We start from the raw sequence: 19099 nt of genomic DNA, 5'->3' as shown, positions 1-19099 counted from the left end.
CTCCCGCCCGTCACGAGCGATCGCCGAGAGCGCCCCGGCGCCCGAGGCGTTCCGCGGAACGCCAGACCTCCGCGCTCCACCGTGCGGTTGATCTCCGCGTTCCGCGGAACGGGTGACCTTCGCGTCCCGCCGTGCGGGAGACCTCCGCGCTCCGCGGAACGGACGATCTCCGCGTGGTCGGCCTGGGTCGGACGCGCGGCGTTGGTCTCTGTGACGTGCTCAGGGGGCGCGCGAGCCGGTACGGTCGGGACCATGCCGCTCACCCATGTGGAGTTCGCCGGACTCACCCACCTTGGCTCCGGCAAGGTCCGCGAGCTGTTCGCGGTCGGCGACGACGCCGTGCTCCTGGTCGCCAGCGACCGGATCTCGGCGTTCGACGTGATCCTTCCGACCGAAATCCCCGACAAGGGCGCGGTGCTCACCGGCCTGTCGCTGTGGTGGTTCGACCAGCTCGCCGATCTCGTGCCGTCCCATGTCATCAGCTCGAACGTCGACGAGTACCCCGACGAGCTCCAGCCGTACGCCGAGCAGCTGCGTGGCCGCTCCATGCTGTGCCACCGCCTCGACATGGCTCTCGTCGAGTGCGTCGCCCGGGGCTACCTGACCGGAAGCGGTCTCAAGGACTACGTGCGCACCGGCGCCGTCAGCGGTCACACCCTGCCGGAGGGCCTGGTCGACGGCTCGAAGCTGCCGCACCCGATCTACACCCCGTCGACGAAGGCTCCGATCGGCGAGCACGACGAGAACATCAGCCGCGCCGACGCCGCGACCCGGATCGGCGACGATCTCGCCGCCGAGCTGGAGAAGCTCACCCTGCAGATCTTCGGCCGGGCCAGCGACCTGGCGGCCGAGCGCGGGATTCTGCTCGCCGACACGAAGTTCGAGTTCGGCCACGACCCGGCCGGCGTGCTGCGGCTCGGCGACGAGGTCCTCACCCCCGACTCGTCCCGCTTCTGGCCGGCGGACTCCTGGGCGCCCGGCGGCGCGCAGCCCTCGTACGACAAGCAGTTCATCCGCGACTACCTGGTCAACACGGGCTGGGACAAGGTCTCCCCGGCGCCCGAGCTGCCGGATGACATCGTCTTCTCGACCCGGTCCCGCTACGTCGAAGCCTACGAACGCCTCACCGGCATCTCCTTCGCCGACTACCTGGCTACTTCCTAAGCAGGACGCACGACGGCCCGGCTCCCCGAGGGGAACCGGGCCGTCGGCATTTGCGGCAGGCTAGGCCATCGAGTCGGCGGGGGCCTTGGCGGCGTTCGGGTCGAACACCAGGACGGCGCCCTCGGGGATCTCGCCGCTGTCGTACTGGGCGACGACCTCCGCGGGCATCGCAGCCTGGTCGCTGCCGCGCCGGAAGTCGCGCAGGCTGGTGCCCTCGCACTGGGTGTCGACGTTCGGCGCCGAGCGACCGGCCCGCAGGTCGGCGACGTTCACCGTGCGGAAGTCGATGCTGAACCGGGTGCGGCCGGAGGTGTTCGGCACGGTCGAGTGCATCTGCGCGGCCGAGAAGCCGATGACGCTGCCGACCGGGCACACGACCCGGATCTGCGGGTCGACCTGGACTGGCTCGCGCGGGCCGGGCTGCTTGCGGGTGTCCTTGGCGACGTGCTGCGCGGCCTGCGCCCGGCCGGTCGCGTTGTAGACGTAGTAGTTGAACTCCTCGGACCCGTTGCTGATCCCGGAGCTCCAGTAGTGCGGGTGGAACGCCATCGACGACTCGGACTCGAAGTCGTAGATCGGCAGCCACCAGTTGATCTGCGCCAGCGGCGCGGACCACCAGACATCCCGGTGCAGCGGGAACGCGTAGCCGACGCCGGCCGTCAGGTACCCGTCGGAGGTCGCCCCACGCAGCCGGGGAACGTCGATGTAGGTCTCGTCCAGGTCGGAGCCGAGCCCGCTGACCACGTCGGCGATCAGGCCCTTGGTCTTCGGGTGGTGGATGAACTTCGGCTTCAGCGGGCCGAAGATCTCCACGAACTTCTCGACGGGCAGTTCGTGCTGGGCCACCACCGGGTCGTACGGCGCGAACGCGTCCTCGATGAGCTCGCGGGCGAAGTCCACCAGCGCCTGAACGGCCGGGGACGGGGACGTCACGAACAGGTCGCCGCCGTACAGCCGCTCCCGCCGGCGCTCGTCGGGCATTCTGGAATCGGTGAAGACGGTCGTCATCGTTGTCCTAGGTGGTAGCGGTCCTTGGTGGTCGGGCGGTCGGCCGCCACCGGGACGGCACAGCCGACAAGGTTTTCGATCCAGTTCGCGTCGCCGACGAACGGTGAGGAAGCACGACGGCGTGGAACAGCCAGAGTCAGGGACGTCCCTCGGCACCATCGCCACGAGTGACGGTGAGAATGCATTCAAGAATGTTGGAGCGCATCAGGCCCTTCTACACGCCTGTCCAGGCGCTCACCGCGTCGGCGCGGTGACACCTGACCGACCCGCCGCCCGGCCACGGATCATGGCCTGTCAGACAGGTCGCGACGATGCTCCCATGCGTGCTCTGACCAAGGATGCCCCAGGGTGGGCGGTGGCGCAATAGGTATTGCCTTGACGGTTTGACTCCAAGTGTGTCATAGAGCCGACTGCCTCGATCGGGCGGGTCGTTCGGCATGAGCGCATCGTGCGACCCGGCGCACCGGACCTGTGACCAGCGGATCTTCCTGGCCGGGCCGGCCGGGGAAAGCAGGATTGACGATCAGCTAACTGGCACGGAAGGGCCGTGTGGAATCCGCGTCGCGGCCGTTGCGGTCGACCTTGATCAAGGCCTGGAGAATGCGTCCGGCGTCACCCAAAAGGCTCTCGCTACGAGAGGGTTCGGGCGCCGGTAACGCCGAGAAAACGTCTGCCGCTAACGAACCCGTTCGCGGCTGAGAAGGATGCCAATCCGCTGTCGGGTCACCCCGAAGAACTGTCCGATGCGCTCGTGGGTCCAGCCCTCGGCGGCCAGCGCGGTCGCCTCCGCCCGGCGGAAGCGCCCGGCCGCCGACGACAGCCGGTCCAGGACGTCGCTGAGGCTCTCGACGATCAGCGGCCGTTCCTCGGCCTCGACGATCACCCGGTAGAGGTCGCCGCCGACCCGGCGGTGCTCGATCTCGTCCGCCCGCCGACGGACCCGCTCCAGCTGGGCGATCGTGTCATCGATGACGGCGACCAGATGGCGCAGTTCGGCGATCGTCTCGTCGTTGGCGTCCACGATGCCCATTCTGGGGTACCGGCCGAGCGACGGGCGCGATTCGCCGATCACGCCGGCCTGCGGCGGGATCACCGGGCGGATGGGGCCTTCCACGCCCGTCGGATCGCCGGTCAGGTCCCTGGTCAGCAGGACCGCTGGAAGACAAGCGCCTTGATGAGCGCGCCCCACTCGTACACGATCGTCTTGGGCCAGTTGTCTCGGCCGGGCGAGACGCCCTTGATCTCAACCTGCCCCTGGTAGCAGCGCTCGACCCGGATCCGGGCCCGCGTCTCCTGCGGCCGGCCGGTGACCACGATCACCTTTTTCCAGCCGTGCTCGGTGGCCAGCCGCTCGGTCGCCTCGGCCTCGCCGCGGGTGGTCGCCGGGGTGGGCACGAAACAGAACACCTGGACACCGGAGATCGTCGGGAGCGACTTCTGGCAGAACGTCAGGTCCTGCGTCGAGACGGCGACGACCGGCGCGTAGCCGTGGCCGGCCAGCCAGAAGGTCGTGTACTTCCGGCCGCCGATCCCGTCGAACATGACGATCGCGTCGGCCTTCGTCAGCGAGTCCGCCTTCGGGAAGACGAACAGCCGCAGCGTGGCGGCCAGGAGACCCACGACCAGGACGAGAACGAGCCCGACGACAACGAGCCAGCCGCGCCGCAGGCGGCGGAATCGTCGGAAGATCCCGGCTCGCTCCACCGCGGGCGCCGGCTCTGGCTCCGCGACGCCGTCCTCCACCGCGGGCGCCGTGGCGCCATTGGCCACGGCAGGTTTCGGGGGCTCGCCGGACTCGTCCGGCTCGGTCGGCTGCGGGCCGACGGCGGCCGCCGCCCGGTCCGTCATCGCAGCACCGGCGGGCCACCCGCGAGATAGTCGGTGATCCGCTGCCGGCCGCTCTCGTGGAAGTCGAGGGCGTCGAGGTCCTCGAACGCGACGAACGCGACGTCCAGCGACTCCTCGCTGGCCCGCAACTCGCCGCCGACGATCGTGCAGGCGCAGCAGATGGTGAACTCCTGGCGGCGCTCACCGTCCGCGTAGACCATCACATGGCTTGGGTTCGAGTAGACCCCGACGATCCGGTCGACCCTGACGTCGAGGCCGGTCTCCTCGTGGATCTCGCGGACGACGCAGTCCTCGAACCACTCGCCGATCTGCATCCCGCCGCCGGGGATGCCCCACTTGCCGTTGTCACGGCGGCGTTCGAGCAGAAAGCGTCCCTGGTCGTCGACGACGATCGCGCTGCCGCCGACGACCAGGGAGTTGGCTAGCTTCGCCTCAGGCGCTCCGGCTGCGACCGCCTCCCGATGTTGCTGGGAGTACTCCCTCCACACCACCGGGATCGCGGCCTTTCCGTCTGAATGGACGACTCGACCCTCACGTTACAGGAGGTCAGACTTCCTTCAGTTCGGTGGTGACGCCGAGCTTCTTCAGCTCGTCCCCGATCTCGCCCAGGTAGATCGGGTTCATGACGATCACGAGCTCGGGCTTGTCCTCGACGAGCCGCTCCGGCCCGACGATCAGGTGCCCGCTGCCGGCCATGTACTTCCCGTGCTTGTACGGGTTGATGTCCACGGCGTAGTCGACCAGCTTGCTCGCCTCGCCGAGGCCGGCGAAGAACGACACGCCCTTGGAGCCGGAGCCCCAGATCGCGACGCGCCCGCCCCGGGCCCGGACCGCGCGGATCTCGTCCGCCCAGTTGTCCAGGCTGGAGTTGACCTTCTGCTCGAAGGGCGCCAGCGCCGCGGCGAGCCGGGCGATGTCGTCCTCGATCTCCAGCGGCTCACCGGGGGCCGGCACGGTCGACGGCCTGGCCTCGATCACCAGGTACTGGTCGTCGTACTCCCGCGTGACCTCGAGCACCTCGAAGCCGGTCGCCCGGAACAGCCGGGCCAGCGAGCCGGCCGAGAAGTACGTGCAGTGCTCGTAGTAGACGTCCCAGTAGGCGGCGTCCTCAAGGATGCGCAGCACGTCCGGCAGCTCGAACAGCACGATTGTGTCGGGCTGGTCGCCGATGGCCTCGCGGATGTTGCGCATGAAGTCGCCGACCGGCGAGATGTGCTCAAGCGTGTGCCGGCAGACGACCGCGTCGGCCTTCAGGTGGTTGTAGCTCGGGCTGTAGTAGTCGGCGATCCAGGTGAGCTTGCCCTCAAGCTCGGGGGCGATCCGCTCGGGGTGCACGCCCGGGTCGATGCCGATCCCGGTGCCCGCGCCCTGCTCGATCATGTTGACCAGGAACTCGCCCTTGCCGCAGCCGATCTCCAGGACCGACTTGCCGTGCAGGTCGTACTTGTCGACCCACCGCTTCGCCAGGTCACGGGCGAACTCGCGGAAGAACGCCGAGAACGCCTGGGTCTCCTCGTACTTCTCCGAGTAGGCGGCGAGGTGGCCGTCGTAGTCGGTGTTGAAGACGAAGGCACAGTCGTCGCAGAACGAGATCCGCAGGTCCCCCTTGGGGAACGCCAGGGCCTCTTCCTCGGAGTCCATCAGCAGGCAGCTGTGCGACGCGACCCGGTCCTTGGCGTAGAACGGGGTCAGGTTCGCCCCGCCGCACGCCGGGCAGCGGTCGATGCTCGTCATGGCACGATCCTCGGGCTCGGGACGGGAACGATGAACTTGCCGCCCCGCCGCAGGTACTCGTCCTGTTGCTTCATGATCTCGTCGGCGAAGTTCCAGGCGAGCAGCAACACGTAGTCCGGCTGCTCGTCGAGCAGCGCCGCCGGGTCCTTGATCGGCAGGTGCACACCGGGCATGTAGCGGCCCTGCTTGTGCACGTTGCGGTCGACCACGAAGTCCACCAGGTCGGTGCCGATCCCGACGTAGTTGACCAGCGTGCTGCCCTTGGCCGCGGCGCCGTAGGCGGCGATCTTCTTCCCGTCCGCCTTCAGCGAGCCGAGCAGGCCGAGCAGCTCGGTCCGGATTCCCTCGACCGCGACGCCGAAGTCGGCGTAGTAGTCGAAGGTCGTCATGCCCTTGGCCTGCTCGTCCGCCAGGTACTCCTTGACGGTGTCGCTGACGTTCTCCTTCGGCCCGAGGTGCCAGCGCAGCGTGCCGCCGTGCAGATCGGCGAAGTACTCGACGTCGTTGAGGAACAGCCCGTTGCGGCGGGCGAGCGCGTCCACCGCGGTGCACGAGTAGTAGCAGAAGTGCTCGTGGTAGATCGTGTCGAACTCGCGGTGCTCGATCAGGTCGCGCACATACGGGTTCTCGACGGTGATCAGGCCGTCCTCAGCGACGAGCAGCGCCATGCCGGCGACGAAGTCGTTGAGTTCGGGCACGTGCGCCATCACGTTGTTCGCGATGATGACGTCCGCGTGACCCTTCTCCGCGACGATCCGGCGGGCGAGCTCGGTCCCGAAGAACTCCGCCCAGGTCGGCACGCCGACCTCGGTGGCCGCGGCGGCCTGGTCCGGCGCCGGGTCGACGCCGAGCACCGGGACACCGGCCTCGACGAAGTTGCGCAGCAGGTAGCCGTCGTTGCTCGCGATCTCGACGACCAGGCTGTCGGCGCCCAGCCCGCGCTTGGCGATCAGGCCGAGCGCGTGGTCACGGGAGTGCTGGAGCAGGTATGGCGAGAACGACGAGAAGTACAGGTAGTTGTCGACGAAGAGCGCCTCGGGCGGCACTTCCTCGGTGATCTGCACCAGCGAGCAGTTCGGGCAGAACGCGACGGGCAGCGGGAAGTGCCCCTCCGGCCCGGCGAGGTTCTCCTCGGTGACGAGAGCGTCCGCCAGCGGCGTCGCACCGAGGTCGAGGAACGGCTTCAGCCCAGCGGCCCCGCAGGACCGACAGCCAAGGTCGCTCACGCCGACGCCCCAGGGGCCGTGAACTTCAGCGACGTGTCGATCGTCCCCGCGTCGATCAGCTCCTGGATGCGCCGGATCCGCTGGAAGCGGGCGCCTTCCAGGTCGGCCTTGGTGAGGGCCTCGTTGACGAAGGTCGAGTACAGCTCCTCGACGCCCTTGCGGACCGTCCAGACCGGCTCGAACGACGGGAAGGTGTCGGCGAAGCGGTCGCAGTTGACCCGGTAGTTGCGCAGGTCGGGGCCGGCGGAGTCCGCGAACGAGATCTTGCTGTTCGGCACGATCTCCTCGACGATCTCGGCGACCTCGCGGATGCGGTAGTTCTCGGCGGTGCGACCGACGTTGTAGGCCTCAAGGTGGATCTTCTCCACCGGGGCCTCGCAGACGGCGAGCATGGCGCGGGCGATGTCCTCGATGTGCACGAGCGGCCGCCACGGGGTGCCGTCGCTCTTCATCCGCACTTCGCCGGTGGTCAGCGCGTACCCGGTGAGGTTGTTGACGACCAGGTCGCCGCGCAGCCGGGGCGAGACACCGTAGGCCGTCGCGTTGCGCAGGAACACCGGGTGGAAGTCGTCGCTCGCCAGTTCGGCGAGGCCCTGCTCGGCCATCACCTTCGACTCGCCGTACGGCGTCACCGGCAGGAACTCGGCCGACTCGTCGATCGGGGCGTCGCCGTGCGCGCCGTAGAGGCTGCAGGACGAGGAGAAGACGAACCGGCCGACGCCGGCCTCCTTCGCCGCCCGCCCGACGGCGACGGTGCCGTGTGCGTTGATGTCGTAGGTCGTCTGGGGGTTGAGGTCGCCCAGCGGGTCGTTGGACAGGGCCGCGAGGTGGACGACCGCGTCGAAGCCCTCGAAGTGCTCCGGCTTCGCGTCCCGGATGTCGGCCCGGACCGCGGGCACAGCCTCCGGCTCGGTCCCGAGCGTGCAGTCCGCGAACAGGCCGCTGTCCAGGCCGGCGACCTCGTGGCCGGCGGCGCGGAACAGGGGAATCAGCCGCGTGCCGATGTAGCCGTCATGACCGGTGACGAGAATGCGCATCTCGTTAGTCCCAGACCTTCCATGGAGCGCTGCCGGAGTCCCAGAGCGTCTGCAGCAGCTTTCGATCACGAATGGTGTCCATGCACTGCCAGAAGCCGCTGTGCTTGTACGCCATGAGCTGGCCGTCCTTGGCCAGCTCCTCCAGCGGCTCCTTCTCGAACTGGGTCGAGTCGCCCTCGATGTAGTCGAAGATCTCGGGCTCGAGCACGAAGAAGGCGCCGTTGATCCAGCCCTCGCCGGTCTGCGGCTTCTCCGAGAACTCGGTGATCCGGTCACCGTCCATCTCGATGTGGCCGAACCGGGCCGGCGGGCGCACAGCGGTCAGCGTCGCGAGCTTCCCGTGTGACTTGTGGAACGCGAGCAGGGCGTCGAGGTCGACGTCCGCGACACCGTCACCCCAGGTGAGCATGAACGTGCCCTCGGTGCCGATCCACGGCTGAAGCCGCTTGATCCGGCCACCGGTGTTGGTCTCCAGGCCGGTCTCGACAAGGCTGACGTTCCAGTCCTCGCGCTCGGTCTCCGGCTCGTGCCACTGCACCTTGCCGTCCCGCAACGAGACCGAGACGTTTGCCGCCAGGGACGCGTAGTCGACCAGCCACCGCTTGATGTACTCGCCGCGGTAGCCGAGAGCCACCGTGAAGTCGGTCAGGTGGAAGTGGGCGTAGTACTTCATGATGTGCCACATGATCGGCTGGTTACCGATCTCCACCATCGGCTTCGGCTTGATGGCGGTCTCCTCCGCGAGCCGGGTACCGAGCCCACCCGCGAGGATGCCAATTTTCATGCTTCCCTCTCGTTCTCCTGGCGATGGGCCCGCGGTCAGCCGGAGGGCGTCCGACGCCGGTCCGCGCGACCGCCGCGTGGCGATGCCTGTCGGCCGTAATGCCGGCCGGGGACCAACGGGTTGCCTGGCCGCGGCGTCGTTGCCCGGCGAGCAGCGTCGCTGACCGGACCAAGCCGGCGGCCCCGCGCAGCCGCGGGAGCGACGGCCGTAGTGTGAACAGCAGGTGTCGCCCAGGGATCTACTGGCCGCGCCTGCAATCCCCGTGCGCCACACGGTCAAGGCGGGACCATTTACTCGGATCACAGCTACTCATAGCCACTTATCCGATGCGCGGACCAACCCCCCTCGCGCCGCCTACCAGGCCATTTCTTCGAGGGATGCTACACAACGCATTCCAGTGGACATCGGGCACCCCAGGCCCCACAGGCGGCCCACAGATCACGCTCGCGGCCCGCTGGGCGGGCTACCTGGCGCGTCCGACATCGGGAACCTAGGTGTCAGAACGTGACGGATCTCTGACGGTTGGACCGGCTGGGATGTCCGGCAAACGACAGGTCGCACGCGCCAGAGGCTCGTTAGTGATCAAAATGCTAGATTTGCCGGCATGGGGCCTCGCCTGCGCGTGGTAGACGACGTTGAGGCGCCCCACCCGATCGCCGACACTGCCCTAACGGCAGGTCCGGACGGGACGCGACCTGCGAGCGTCCGTTTCCCGGGGGGCATCGGTGTCGACGAGGTCGAAAACACCTTTAACGCCGCGAGCAGGGCTGTTCCCACCGCGGCACCCATCAGAGGCGGTGTCCCCAACCGTCGAGTCGTCGTTGCCACAAACCTTCGGTATGGCGGGATCTGATGTCCGTTCTCCCTCGACGGCCGATGTCGGCCGTCCTTCCTCCGGTCATGCTGACGCAGGCGCTGCCGACCAGCGCCTCGACCGCGCGTCCCCTCGGCGACGGCGCCGCCGGCCTGGCCCGGTCGCTGGCCGGCGCGCGGTCGGTCGGACGGGCCCTCGTCACCACCGCGCGCCAGCGGCTGGGCGCTCCGGCTGAGGTCACCGAGCGGCCCGGCGACGAGCGCTACGAGGTCGGCCGGCTCGCCAGCCACGCCGAGATCGCCGCGCTTCGCCCCGAATGGGAGCGGCTGTACGAGGCCGGCCACCAGAACCCGTTCAACGACCCGGGCTGGCTGCTCGCGTGGGCCCGGACCTACGTTCCGGTCGACGACGACCTCTGGGTTGTCACGGTCCGTCGCGAGGGCCGGCTCGTCGGCGTGCTGCCCTGCTACCTGGCCACCATCGGCCGCCACGGGCTGGCCTTCCGCTCGATCCAGCTGTTCGGCTGCCTGATCACGTCCGGGATCACCGAGCTTCCTTCCCCGCTCACCCATCCCGGCGAGGACCCCCGCGGCGTCACCCGCACCGCGCTGCGCTATCTGATCGACCGCGCACCCGTCGACGCCCGCGCCCACTGGATCGAGATCACGCTCGACCGCGACGTGCCCTGGCTCGAGGCCCAGTGGTTCCGGCCGACGTCGGCCGCGGAGCATCCGCCGACGATCATGGGGAAGGCGCCACGCGCCGTCGTCACCCTGCCGCTGCCGACCGCTCCCGCTCCCCTGGTACTCAAGCGGAACGTGAAGGAGTCGGTACGTCGCGCCCGCAACCGGCTGACCAAGACGGGCAAACCCTGGTCGGTGCGCGCGGTCACCGGCAAGGAGGAGATCGCCGCGGCCTTCGAGACGCTGCGCCAGTTGCACACGGCCCGGTCGGCTCTGACGGGCAAGGAATCACACATGAACTCGCTCACCGGCCTCGCGGAGCCGTTCCTGCGCGAGGCGGTGGTGGACCTCGCCGGTCGCGGCCGGGCCGCGATCTACCAGCTTGAGCTCGACGGCGAGGTGATCGCCGCCCAACTGGTGCTGACCAACACGCGGGCCAGCTACCTGTCGGTCTCCGGGCTGTCCGCCGAGGCGTGGAACTACTCACCGATGGCGCTGATCATCCACACCGTCGCCACCGACGCGATGGCGCGGGGCGCCGACCGGCTCCATCTGTCCGCCGGCCCGGACGAGGCGAAACTGCGCTGGAGCGAGCAGGTCGACTACTACCCGCAGTTCCTCGTGGTGCCGCCGACGCCGGCGGCACGGCTGGCCTTCGCGGCCTACTGGCCGCTGTCGGCGGCGCTGCGTTACCGACGCGAGTTCCACCTCCACACAATCCGAGGTGGCGACTAGCCCAACGGACAGAAAACAAGCAAAGTTCAAGGCAAGAAAATCTTCAACGGTCTTCCGTTACGTAAGAATTGGGCCCATGGGGGCTCCCGCCGACACGACCACGACGACCTGGGGTTTTCCGGCGCGCCGACGGCCGAGAGCGCTCGCGGCGCTCACCGCCGGGCTGGCAGCCGCGGCCGTCCTGCTCGCGGCCTGCGGCGGCGGCCACGGGACGCCGGCCGCGCCAGGGACGCTCGAACAGGGCGTGCCGACGGCGGCGCCGACCGGGAACCTGGCCACGTACCCCGCACCGGACACGCCGTACGTCGTCGGCGCCGGTCAGCGGTACACCAGCATCCAGAAGGCGGTCGACGCGGCGCCCGAGGGCGCGACCATCTACATCAAGAACGGCACCTACCGGGAGAGCGTCATCCCCAAGAGCGGGCAGACGCTGCAGGGTGAGAGCAGGGACGGCACCCGGATCGACGGCGCGAACGCCGTCACCGCGTCGTCCTGGCACCGCGACGGCAGGCTCTGGTACTTCACCGACCCCTGGCCGCTGCGCGGCAAGGTCGCGGCTCTGTGGGACGGCGTCACCCCGGACATCGACGCCCTGGACACCGACCTGCTGCACCGCGACGACGTCCCGCTGCTGCACAAGGCCCAGCGTGGCCAGGTCGGCTCGGGCGACTTCTGGATCGACTACGACAGCCACCGGGTGTACATCGCGGACGACCCGGCCGGACACCGCTTCGAGCTGGCCGTCCGCCGGGTCGGCGTCGGCGACACCAACGGCACCGCCACCAACGTCAACCTGGTGAACCTCACCGTCGAGAAGACCGCGACCGGCTTCAACGAGGCCGGGATCGAGATGAAGACCGGCTGGACGATCAAGGACTGCCTGGTGCTCGGCCACCATGGCCGCGGCATCAACACCGAGATCGACAACACCATCGTCGGGACGATCGCGCCGACCACCGGGTCCTACTCCGGCAGCGGCGACCAGGCGTCCGACCAGCAGGGCCGCTCCGGCTCGATGCAGGTACTGCTCAACGGCGACCTCGGCATCGGCGGCGACCCGCATCTCGATGCGGCGCCGAACGGCAACAACATCCAGATCACCAACACCGAGATCGGCTGGTCAAACGTCGAGCGCTACTCGTACTGGGACGAGGCCGGCGGGGTCAAGCTGTCTGGCCGGTCCAACGTCAGCCTGAGCGGGGACTGGATTCACGACTCGTACGGCGCCGGCACCTGGTTCGACACCGGGAACAAGAACATCAAGGTCACGGGCAGCCTGTTCGAGGACAACCTCGCCGCCGGCGTCTGGTACGAGGCGAACGACGGCGGCATCGAGATCACCAAGAACACGTTCCGCCGCAACGGCGACACCGACCTGGCGATGAACCGCCAGTTCGACACCCGGGGCCAGTACTCGGCGATCTTCCTGTCCGACTCGGCCAACGCCACCGTCGACCAGAACTTCATCCAGGTCGGCACGCACGGCGGCTTCGGCATCGCGTCCCACTACGGCGGCCGCATCCACCCGGCGCACTACGCCATCAACGGGAACGTGATCTCGATCGGCATCCCGACGGCGGCCTTCGCCTTCGGCAGCGACGGCACCGACATCGTCTTCACCGACAACAGTGTGCTCACCTGGGGCCAGGTCACCCCGACCTCGAACCTGTTCAGCCTCGGCGCGGGCTCGTTCACCGCCTGGCAGGCTTCCGGCCGCGACACCCACGGCATCATCGCCGCGGTCGCGGTCCCGCCCGCGAGCTGAGGCTCGGCCCCGTTCGGCAGCGCGCAACCGGCCCCAGCGCCGGCCCGGCCTCAGGGCCGGGCGCGGCGCAGGGCCAGCACGTCCTCGTAGATGGCGACGAGCTGCTTGGTGACGACCTCGGGGGTGAACGACGTCTCGAAGCGGGTCCTCGCCGCAGCGCCACGGCGGGCTGCGGTGAGGGCATCGACCTCGGCGAGCGCGGCGGCGAGGTCCTCCGGCTCGGTGCCGGCGGTGCGCCAGCCGACCTCGCCGTCGACGACGGTGCCCACCGAACCGACCGAGGTGCCGACGACCGCGCGACCGCGGGCGTACGCCTCCAACACGGTCATCGGGAAGCCCTCGAACCACAGCGACGGGACGGCCACGGCCGCCGACGCGCGCATCAGCTCGCCGACCTGCTCGCTCGGGACCGGCCCGAGGTAGCGCACCCCGGGCAGCGCCCGCGCGGCCCGTTCCACCTCGGTACGCAGCGGCCCCTCGCCGACGATGGTCAGCTCGTCCAGCCAGCCGCCGCCGTGACGGTGGAAGTGGTCCCAGGCGGCCAGCAGCAGCTGGATGCCCTTCTCCTCGACCAGGCGGCCCGCGAACAGCAGGCCCCGACCCGGCGCGGTCGCCGGGCCCGGGTCGTGCACGGTGTTCGGCTTGGGCGTGATCTGCGAGGCCGGGATGCCGGCGTCACGCAGGTGCTTCACCATGAACGACGTGACCGGCAGGAACCGGTCGACCAGCTGCCAGGTGGGCCGGTGGGCGGTCAGCGCCGCCGCCATGACCACGCTCTGCGCCCGTGACTCGCGGTAGCAGCCGTGCTGGATCGCCGGCAGCGGCACCCGCTTCGTCGCGCACTTCGTGCAGATCTCGCCGTCCCGGAAGAACGCGCCGTTGACGCACGCCATCCGGTAGTTGTGCACGGTCTGGACGACCGCCACGCCGGCCGCGTCCGCGACCCGGACGACCTGCGGCGAGATCAGCGGGTACGGGTTGTGCAGGTGCAGCACGTCGATCCGGTCGTCGCGCAGGATCTGGGCGACCTTCGCCGTGTCCTCACGGGAGTAGACCGGGCGGACCAGCAGTTCGGCCTTGGCCGCGCCGGTCAGCCCCTGGATCTCGTCACTGGACCGGATGTAGGCCCGAACGTCGACGCCGGCCGCCCGCAGGTTCTCCAGGTCGTCGTTCACGACCCGGCGTTCCCCGGACGGGTTGGCGCTGACGTAGTCGTTGTGCACCACAAGTACGCGCACGACAGGTCACCTTCGCCCTGGCCGCGGCGCTCCCGCGGAGAGCGCGGCCGGCCTGCGCAGCGGCGGCCCCTCCGAGCCGGAACTGCCCGGCTCCGGGATGAGGTCCGTGCTCGTGACGGGTCCACCCCGGGAGGCGTACCGGCGCTGCGCCGGGATCGGCGCCGGCTCGAGGTCCAGCGCCGGCCGGTCGTGGGCCATCCCGGCCAGCGCCCGCTCCAGCCGGGCCGGCAGCCTGCGACCATCCCCGCCACCGAGCCGCATCAGCGGCGCGAGGCACATGCCGAGCGTCAGGTAGCAGGCCGCCGCGCCGAACGGCGACTCGAGGAACGGCTCGAACTGGGACGCCGTCACCATCAGCGCCATCAGCGCGAGGCCGACGGGGTTCCCGGTCCGCTTGAAGACCGTCCAGAGCTGCCGGGCGATCGCGTAGAAGAGCAGTGCCATCAGCGCGACGCCGACGAAGCCGGTGTAGCCGATCGAGTAGAAAATGATGTTGTGCGGGCTGCGGACCGTCGTGTCCACGTTGCCGGGCGGCGCCAGCGTCTGGAGGTTGAAGCCGTAGCCGTGTCCGAAGAGGAGGAAGGTCGGGTCACTGGTGGCGCTGTGCCAGATGCCGTTCCACCATTCCTGGCGGAACTGGGCGGTGCCGTTCGCGCCCTGGACCCGCTCGGCGCTGGTGAACTGGCTGGCGAGCTCCGGGTCGACCGAGCCGACCGCGCGGCCGATGACGTCGGTGGGCCGCACGGCGCCACCGCGGTCGCTCGGGCCGGGAATCTTGACGTTGATGATCGTGATGATCGTCGCGAAGACGAGGACGACGCCGAGGCCCGCCACCAGCCGACGGTACTGCCGGGTCAGCACGCAGTAGATCACCAGCGAGACGATCAGGGCCAGCCACTCGGCCCGGATCTGGTGGCCGAACAGGACCGCCACGTTCAGCAGGATCAGCGGGATCAGCCACTTGCTGCGACGGTGGTAGACGATCAGTCCGAGGATGGCCATGGCCGCATTCGTCAGGCCCAGGTCGAACAGCGGCGCGCCGGGGTTGCCCGGGACCGTGATCTGCAGCTTGTTGAGGACGATCGCGTAGAGGATGCCGTACGTCGCGTTGCCCCAGGCCAGCGCCCAGACCAGCTTGCTGAAGATCTTCGGGTCCCGGGCGCCCATCCACATCCCGAAGGACAGCAGGATTGGGTAGTAGTACAGCTGCAGCGACTTGAGCAGGGTGGTCGAGCTGCCACCGTCGAACAGGCCACGGACGGTCTCGATGACGCCGTAGCTGAAGAACACCACCATCGCGACGGCGAGCAGGTGCAGCCGCCCCGCCCGGCCGGTCTGGCGCAGCAGGCCGGTGATGTACGCGCGGGTCGGGCTGTAGATCACCATCGTGATGATGGTGATCTCGCTGATGTACAGGTTGATCGGGGCGATACCCAGGTAGGCGAAGCCACGCCCGCCGAGCACCATGCCGAAGGTGACGATCAGGCCGAACATCGTCATCCGCCGGGCGGCCCGCTCGGCGGCGGGCGTCTCCAGCCGCCGTACCGCGGAGTTCACCGAGCCGCGCATGGCGGCCGGCCGCGGCGCCGGGCGCCACCGCCGGCCCATCCACATGCCGGGCCTGGCGGGCGGGCCGATCTCGGCCCGCCCGCCCAGGCCGCCGGCCGGACGCGACAGCTCGGCGGCTGGAGCCGTCATACCCCGGATCCGACAGAGGGCTTGTTGTACCGGTTGCCGCCCTGGCCGTTGGATCCGCCGGGTAGGCCAGCCTTCCTGGCGGCCGGCTGCGCGGCGCGCCGCTTGCCGGCACCAGCGCCGGCACGGCGCGGCGAGCGGGTGAAGAAGTAGCCGCGAACCGGCAGGTTCAGCAGGCTGATCCGCTTCGCGAACTCCTCGGTGACCCGGATGTCGGCGCCGAACGGGATGATCGCGACGGCCGCGTCGGACTGCTTCGCGAGCGCCGTGCCGGCCGCCCGCTCCAGCACCGCCGGAGCGTCGATGATCACGAGGTCGAACCGGCGGCGAACCTCCTTGAGCATGTCGCCGATCGCCTCGTGGTCGAACACGACCGGGCGGCCGTCGTCCGCGAGGCCGGGCGGGAGGATGAACAGCTTGCCCGGCACCTGCTCGACGAGCCGGATGCCCTCTTCGGCGCTGATCGAACCGTGCAGCACCTCGGCCAGCCCGACCCGCTCGGCCGGCACCCCGAGCAGCCAGGACAGGCCCTGGCCGTCGAAGTTGGCGTCAATGGCGAGGACCCGCTTGCCGGACCTCGCGGCGGTGACTGCGAGGTTGGCTACCGTCACGCTCTTGCCGTCGCCGGAGGTCGCCGAGATCACCGCGTACGTCTGGCCCGACTCCAGCGCGTCCGCGGCGAACCGAAAACCCTCGGCGGCTGCCGATCGTTCGCCGTCGAAGGCGGGGAGGTCACTCGGCAGGCGGTCCAGGGTGAAGTCAGGGATCTCGGCGAGGAAAGGCCGCTCCAGCAGGAGCTCGGGCTCCAGGCGGTTCTCGATCCGAGGCCGCCGGTTGACGGTGAAGTAGGCGAGGGCCGCGCCGACCAGCAGGCCGAGCACGATGCCGAGCAGACCGAAGCGGATGGCGGCGGACTTGGACGGACCCGTGGGAATCGCGGCCGGCGAGGACTGCACGATGCCGTCTTCCGAGACCGTGGAGTTGGACTGCAACTGCACGTACTGCTCGATCAGTCGCGACTTGAGCTGGTTTTCCGTCGAGTTCGGCTGAGACGCGGCAGAGCCCGGCGTGGCGATCTCCGTGTTCAGCGTCTTGAGCGCGCCCGTGATCTGCGCCAGCGCGGCATCGTTGGTGGCCTTGTTACTGGCGACGATCGCGTCGCGGTAGGCCTTGAGGACGGCGTTGGCGGCAGCGGCCGCGATCTGCGGGCTGCTGTCGCGGTAGGACACGGTGATCAGGTCACTGTTCTGGTCAAGGCTGACCGACAGGTCGTGGTGCAGCTGCGATCCAGTCAGGTTGGCGCTCGGGAACTGCTGGTTGACCAGCTTCGCGGCGGCAGTCGCCGTGACCGGGAGCCTCATGACCGCGGCCTGGTTCGCCGAGTAGTGCGAGTCGGTGCTGCCCGTCGACGGGTCCGCGACGATGAGGGACGCCTTCGCGGTGGCAGCACTGGACGTCTTCACCCCGACGGCGATCCCGATCGCGCCCAGCAGCACGACACACACCAGGACCAGCCCACGCCGGCGGGCCATTGCGCCGAAGACCGTCGGGGCGAACGGTGAGACCTCAAGTGCATCCATGATCTTCCCGGTGGTTAGGGCGGCCAGCGCGCAGGACAGGGATGATCGCGCCTCAAGCCTGGAGGGGCCCGAAGGACACGCCGGTCGATATGAGGGTCTCAGGTTACATCGACCCCACATACGCCCCGCCGGGACGTAAGACGGCAGCGGCATCCGAGCCGTCTGCGCATTTGATTTTCCACAGAACGCGACCGACATCTGGAGGATGGCGACACCGGACCGCCAACAGGTAACCGGGGCACCAACGAGATCCCGCTGGAGCCACAGCCCTGTAGTCGCAGCGCCTCGGTCGGGCGTGGCCGCATTGCGAACCTTCCACGACCGTCCAGCAACGGTAGGGTCAAGACTATCTGGTAACGGCAGAGTCGGGCGATCTAACTACCCGAACCGGGCTCGCAGAGATCCGACTACCGAGCGGCCTTGACGTAAAGCTCGTCAAGAAGGTTCGGCAGCCGCTCGACGTCGAACCGCCGGTCCGGCTCCAGCGGGCCGGGACAGTCGCGCAGCGCGCGGGCGAGCGCGCCGACGACGTCACCATACGGGCGGACCCGGATACCCCGGGGGCCCATCCCGAACCGGCTGACCTCGCCGACCTGCATGGCCGGGCCGCCGATGTCCAGGCAGATCACCGGCCGGCCCAGCGCGAGCGTCTCGGCGACGATCCACCCGGCGCTGTCGTGCATCGACGGGAACAGCAGCGCGTCACAGGTCGCGAGGGCCTTGAGCACCTCGTCGCGCGGCCGCTGACCGTGCAGCGTCACCCGGTCGGCGACGCCGAGCTGCTCGCACGCCGCGCGGATCTGGTCCTCGTCCGGTCCGGATCCGTAGATGTCCAGGGTCCAGCCCTCCGCGTGCGGCCGCGCGAGGGCCGCCACGGCGAGCCGGACACCCTTCCAGGCCAGCAGCCGGCCGGCGAAGACCGCGCGCCGCGGCGGCTTCGCCCCGTCCGTGCCCGTGATCTCGGTGCCCGCGACCTGCGCGGCGGCAGCCACTGGGCGTGCCGTGGCCGCGGCCGGCTGGGCGCCGCGGTCGGGAACGGGGGTGGCCAGCGGCAGCTCGTCCAGGTGCAGCGCGATGTTCGGCTCGACCCGCGGGTGCGCCCGGCGGAACCGACGGGCGACGTCCTCGTTCGCCGCGAGCATCACGCTCGCCCGTCGAGACAGCACCTCGCCGCAGGCGACCCGCCCGGCGGCGGTGATCACCCCGCGGGCCACCTCGACGGCGAACTGCTTGTCACCCAGCTGCTCGCGAAACTGGGACGGCAGCGGCGCCGTTCCGCCGACCGGGCCCCAGACGAACGGGACGCCGGGCAGCACGACACCGGACGGCATCCAGTCCGCCGCGTACGTGATGTGGTGGGTGATGTCGAAGCCGATCTCCGCGTGCTTGGCGCGGACCGCCCGGCGCAGGAAGTACTGCCAGGCCACGTAACGCATCCGCTCGCCGCGGCCGAAGTCGCCCGGGTAGTTGGCCCAGGCCGGCGCCGGCACCTCGACGGGCGTCAGCCGCAGTTCCGGCTCGGCGCGCACCGCGGCCCGAATCGGCTCGATCCACGAGGGGTCGGTGAAGACCCACACGTCGTGGCGCAGCGCCGCGGCACGGGTCCACTCCCAGCCAGCGCCTGGCTCGGAGCCACCCCCGGGACCGCAGGCAAATGCCCCGATCGCGACCTTCACCGTCGGCCATCCTCCCTCGTGCCAACGCCACCGGCGCCGGCTCCCCCTCGACGCGGGAGCGGGCAGCCGTCCGCCATCCCGCCGTGCTGGCGGCTCCGGGAGGCGGCCGCCC

Annotated in this window: 15 protein-coding genes; 3 read left to right on the top strand and 12 right to left on the bottom strand. The window is 69.7% G+C overall.

Going from position 1 to position 19099, the window contains the following annotated elements:
• Nucleotides 1-252 precede the first annotated feature (252 nt).
• Entirely contained in the window at nt 253-1164 is a 912-nt protein-coding gene (locus tag FRAEUI1C_RS00965) for a phosphoribosylaminoimidazolesuccinocarboxamide synthase (protein ID WP_013421401.1), read from the top strand.
• A gap of 60 nt (nt 1165-1224) precedes the next feature.
• Here the strand turns inward: FRAEUI1C_RS00965 and FRAEUI1C_RS00960 are convergent, their stop codons facing one another.
• From FRAEUI1C_RS00960 to rfbF, 8 genes are all read right to left on the bottom strand, one after another.
• Nucleotides 1225-2172 carry a hypothetical protein gene (locus FRAEUI1C_RS00960; protein ID WP_013421400.1) on the bottom strand — a complete coding sequence of 316 codons (948 nt, stop codon included), beginning with the start codon at nt 2170-2172 and terminating at the stop codon, nt 1225-1227.
• 676 nt (nt 2173-2848) lie between these two features.
• Nucleotides 2849-3286, bottom strand: coding sequence for a hypothetical protein (locus tag FRAEUI1C_RS00955; protein WP_198318687.1), 438 nt, complete (start codon nt 3284-3286; stop codon nt 2849-2851).
• A gap of 29 nt (nt 3287-3315) precedes the next feature.
• Nucleotides 3316-4020 (bottom strand): YdcF family protein, encoded by a 705-nt coding sequence (locus tag FRAEUI1C_RS00950; RefSeq protein ID WP_013421398.1) that lies wholly within the window; start codon nt 4018-4020, stop codon nt 3316-3318.
• Nucleotides 4017-4511: an NUDIX domain-containing protein gene (locus FRAEUI1C_RS00945; RefSeq protein WP_013421397.1), complete on the bottom strand. Its 495-nt coding sequence runs from the start codon at nt 4509-4511 to the stop codon at nt 4017-4019. The genes FRAEUI1C_RS00950 and FRAEUI1C_RS00945 overlap by 4 nt, the downstream gene beginning before the upstream one ends.
• A gap of 55 nt (nt 4512-4566) precedes the next feature.
• Nucleotides 4567-5754 (bottom strand): class I SAM-dependent methyltransferase, encoded by a 1188-nt coding sequence (locus FRAEUI1C_RS00940; RefSeq protein WP_013421396.1) that lies wholly within the window; start codon nt 5752-5754, stop codon nt 4567-4569.
• On the bottom strand, nt 5751-6980 hold the full coding sequence (locus FRAEUI1C_RS00935; protein WP_013421395.1) for a class I SAM-dependent methyltransferase: 1230 nt from the start codon (nt 6978-6980) through the stop codon (nt 5751-5753). The genes FRAEUI1C_RS00940 and FRAEUI1C_RS00935 overlap by 4 nt, the downstream gene beginning before the upstream one ends.
• Nucleotides 6977-8017: an NAD-dependent epimerase/dehydratase family protein gene (locus tag FRAEUI1C_RS00930; protein ID WP_013421394.1), complete on the bottom strand. Its 1041-nt coding sequence runs from the start codon at nt 8015-8017 to the stop codon at nt 6977-6979. Before FRAEUI1C_RS00930 ends, FRAEUI1C_RS00935 begins: the two co-directional genes overlap by 4 nt.
• A gap of 4 nt (nt 8018-8021) precedes the next feature.
• Nucleotides 8022-8801, bottom strand: coding sequence for a glucose-1-phosphate cytidylyltransferase (gene rfbF / locus FRAEUI1C_RS00925; RefSeq protein WP_013421393.1), 780 nt, complete (start codon nt 8799-8801; stop codon nt 8022-8024).
• Nucleotides 8802-9701: 900 nt separating this feature from the next.
• On the opposite strand from rfbF, the gene FRAEUI1C_RS00920 reads away from it, so the two are divergent.
• Both FRAEUI1C_RS00920 and FRAEUI1C_RS00915 read left to right on the top strand, forming a co-directional pair.
• Nucleotides 9702-11033, top strand: coding sequence for a GNAT family N-acetyltransferase (locus FRAEUI1C_RS00920; RefSeq protein WP_157734767.1), 1332 nt, complete (start codon nt 9702-9704; stop codon nt 11031-11033).
• A 76-nt stretch (nt 11034-11109) separates the two neighbouring features.
• Nucleotides 11110-12798 (top strand): right-handed parallel beta-helix repeat-containing protein, encoded by a 1689-nt coding sequence (locus tag FRAEUI1C_RS00915; protein WP_013421391.1) that lies wholly within the window; start codon nt 11110-11112, stop codon nt 12796-12798.
• Between the two features lie 50 nt (nt 12799-12848).
• Here FRAEUI1C_RS00915 and FRAEUI1C_RS00910 read toward each other — a convergent pair whose 3' ends face one another.
• From FRAEUI1C_RS00910 to FRAEUI1C_RS00895, 4 genes are all read right to left on the bottom strand, one after another.
• Nucleotides 12849-14036 (bottom strand): glycosyltransferase family 4 protein, encoded by a 1188-nt coding sequence (locus FRAEUI1C_RS00910; RefSeq protein ID WP_013421390.1) that lies wholly within the window; start codon nt 14034-14036, stop codon nt 12849-12851.
• A gap of 6 nt (nt 14037-14042) precedes the next feature.
• Nucleotides 14043-15734: an O-antigen ligase family protein gene (locus tag FRAEUI1C_RS00905; RefSeq protein WP_013421389.1), complete on the bottom strand. Its 1692-nt coding sequence runs from the start codon at nt 15732-15734 to the stop codon at nt 14043-14045.
• On the bottom strand, nt 15731-17311 hold the full coding sequence (locus tag FRAEUI1C_RS00900) for a tyrosine-protein kinase family protein (protein ID WP_013421388.1): 1581 nt from the start codon (nt 17309-17311) through the stop codon (nt 15731-15733). Before FRAEUI1C_RS00900 ends, FRAEUI1C_RS00905 begins: the two co-directional genes overlap by 4 nt.
• A 407-nt stretch (nt 17312-17718) precedes the next feature.
• Nucleotides 17719-18987: a glycosyltransferase gene (locus FRAEUI1C_RS00895; RefSeq protein ID WP_013421387.1), complete on the bottom strand. Its 1269-nt coding sequence runs from the start codon at nt 18985-18987 to the stop codon at nt 17719-17721.
• Between the last annotated feature and the right edge of the window lie 112 nt (nt 18988-19099).

The organism is Pseudofrankia inefficax (genome assembly GCF_000166135.1).
Classification (GTDB): Bacteria; Actinomycetota; Actinomycetes; order Frankiales; family Frankiaceae; genus Pseudofrankia; species Pseudofrankia inefficax.
Note: the sequence above shows the minus strand (reverse complement) of the source record. Positions and strands in the feature narration are given on the sequence as shown.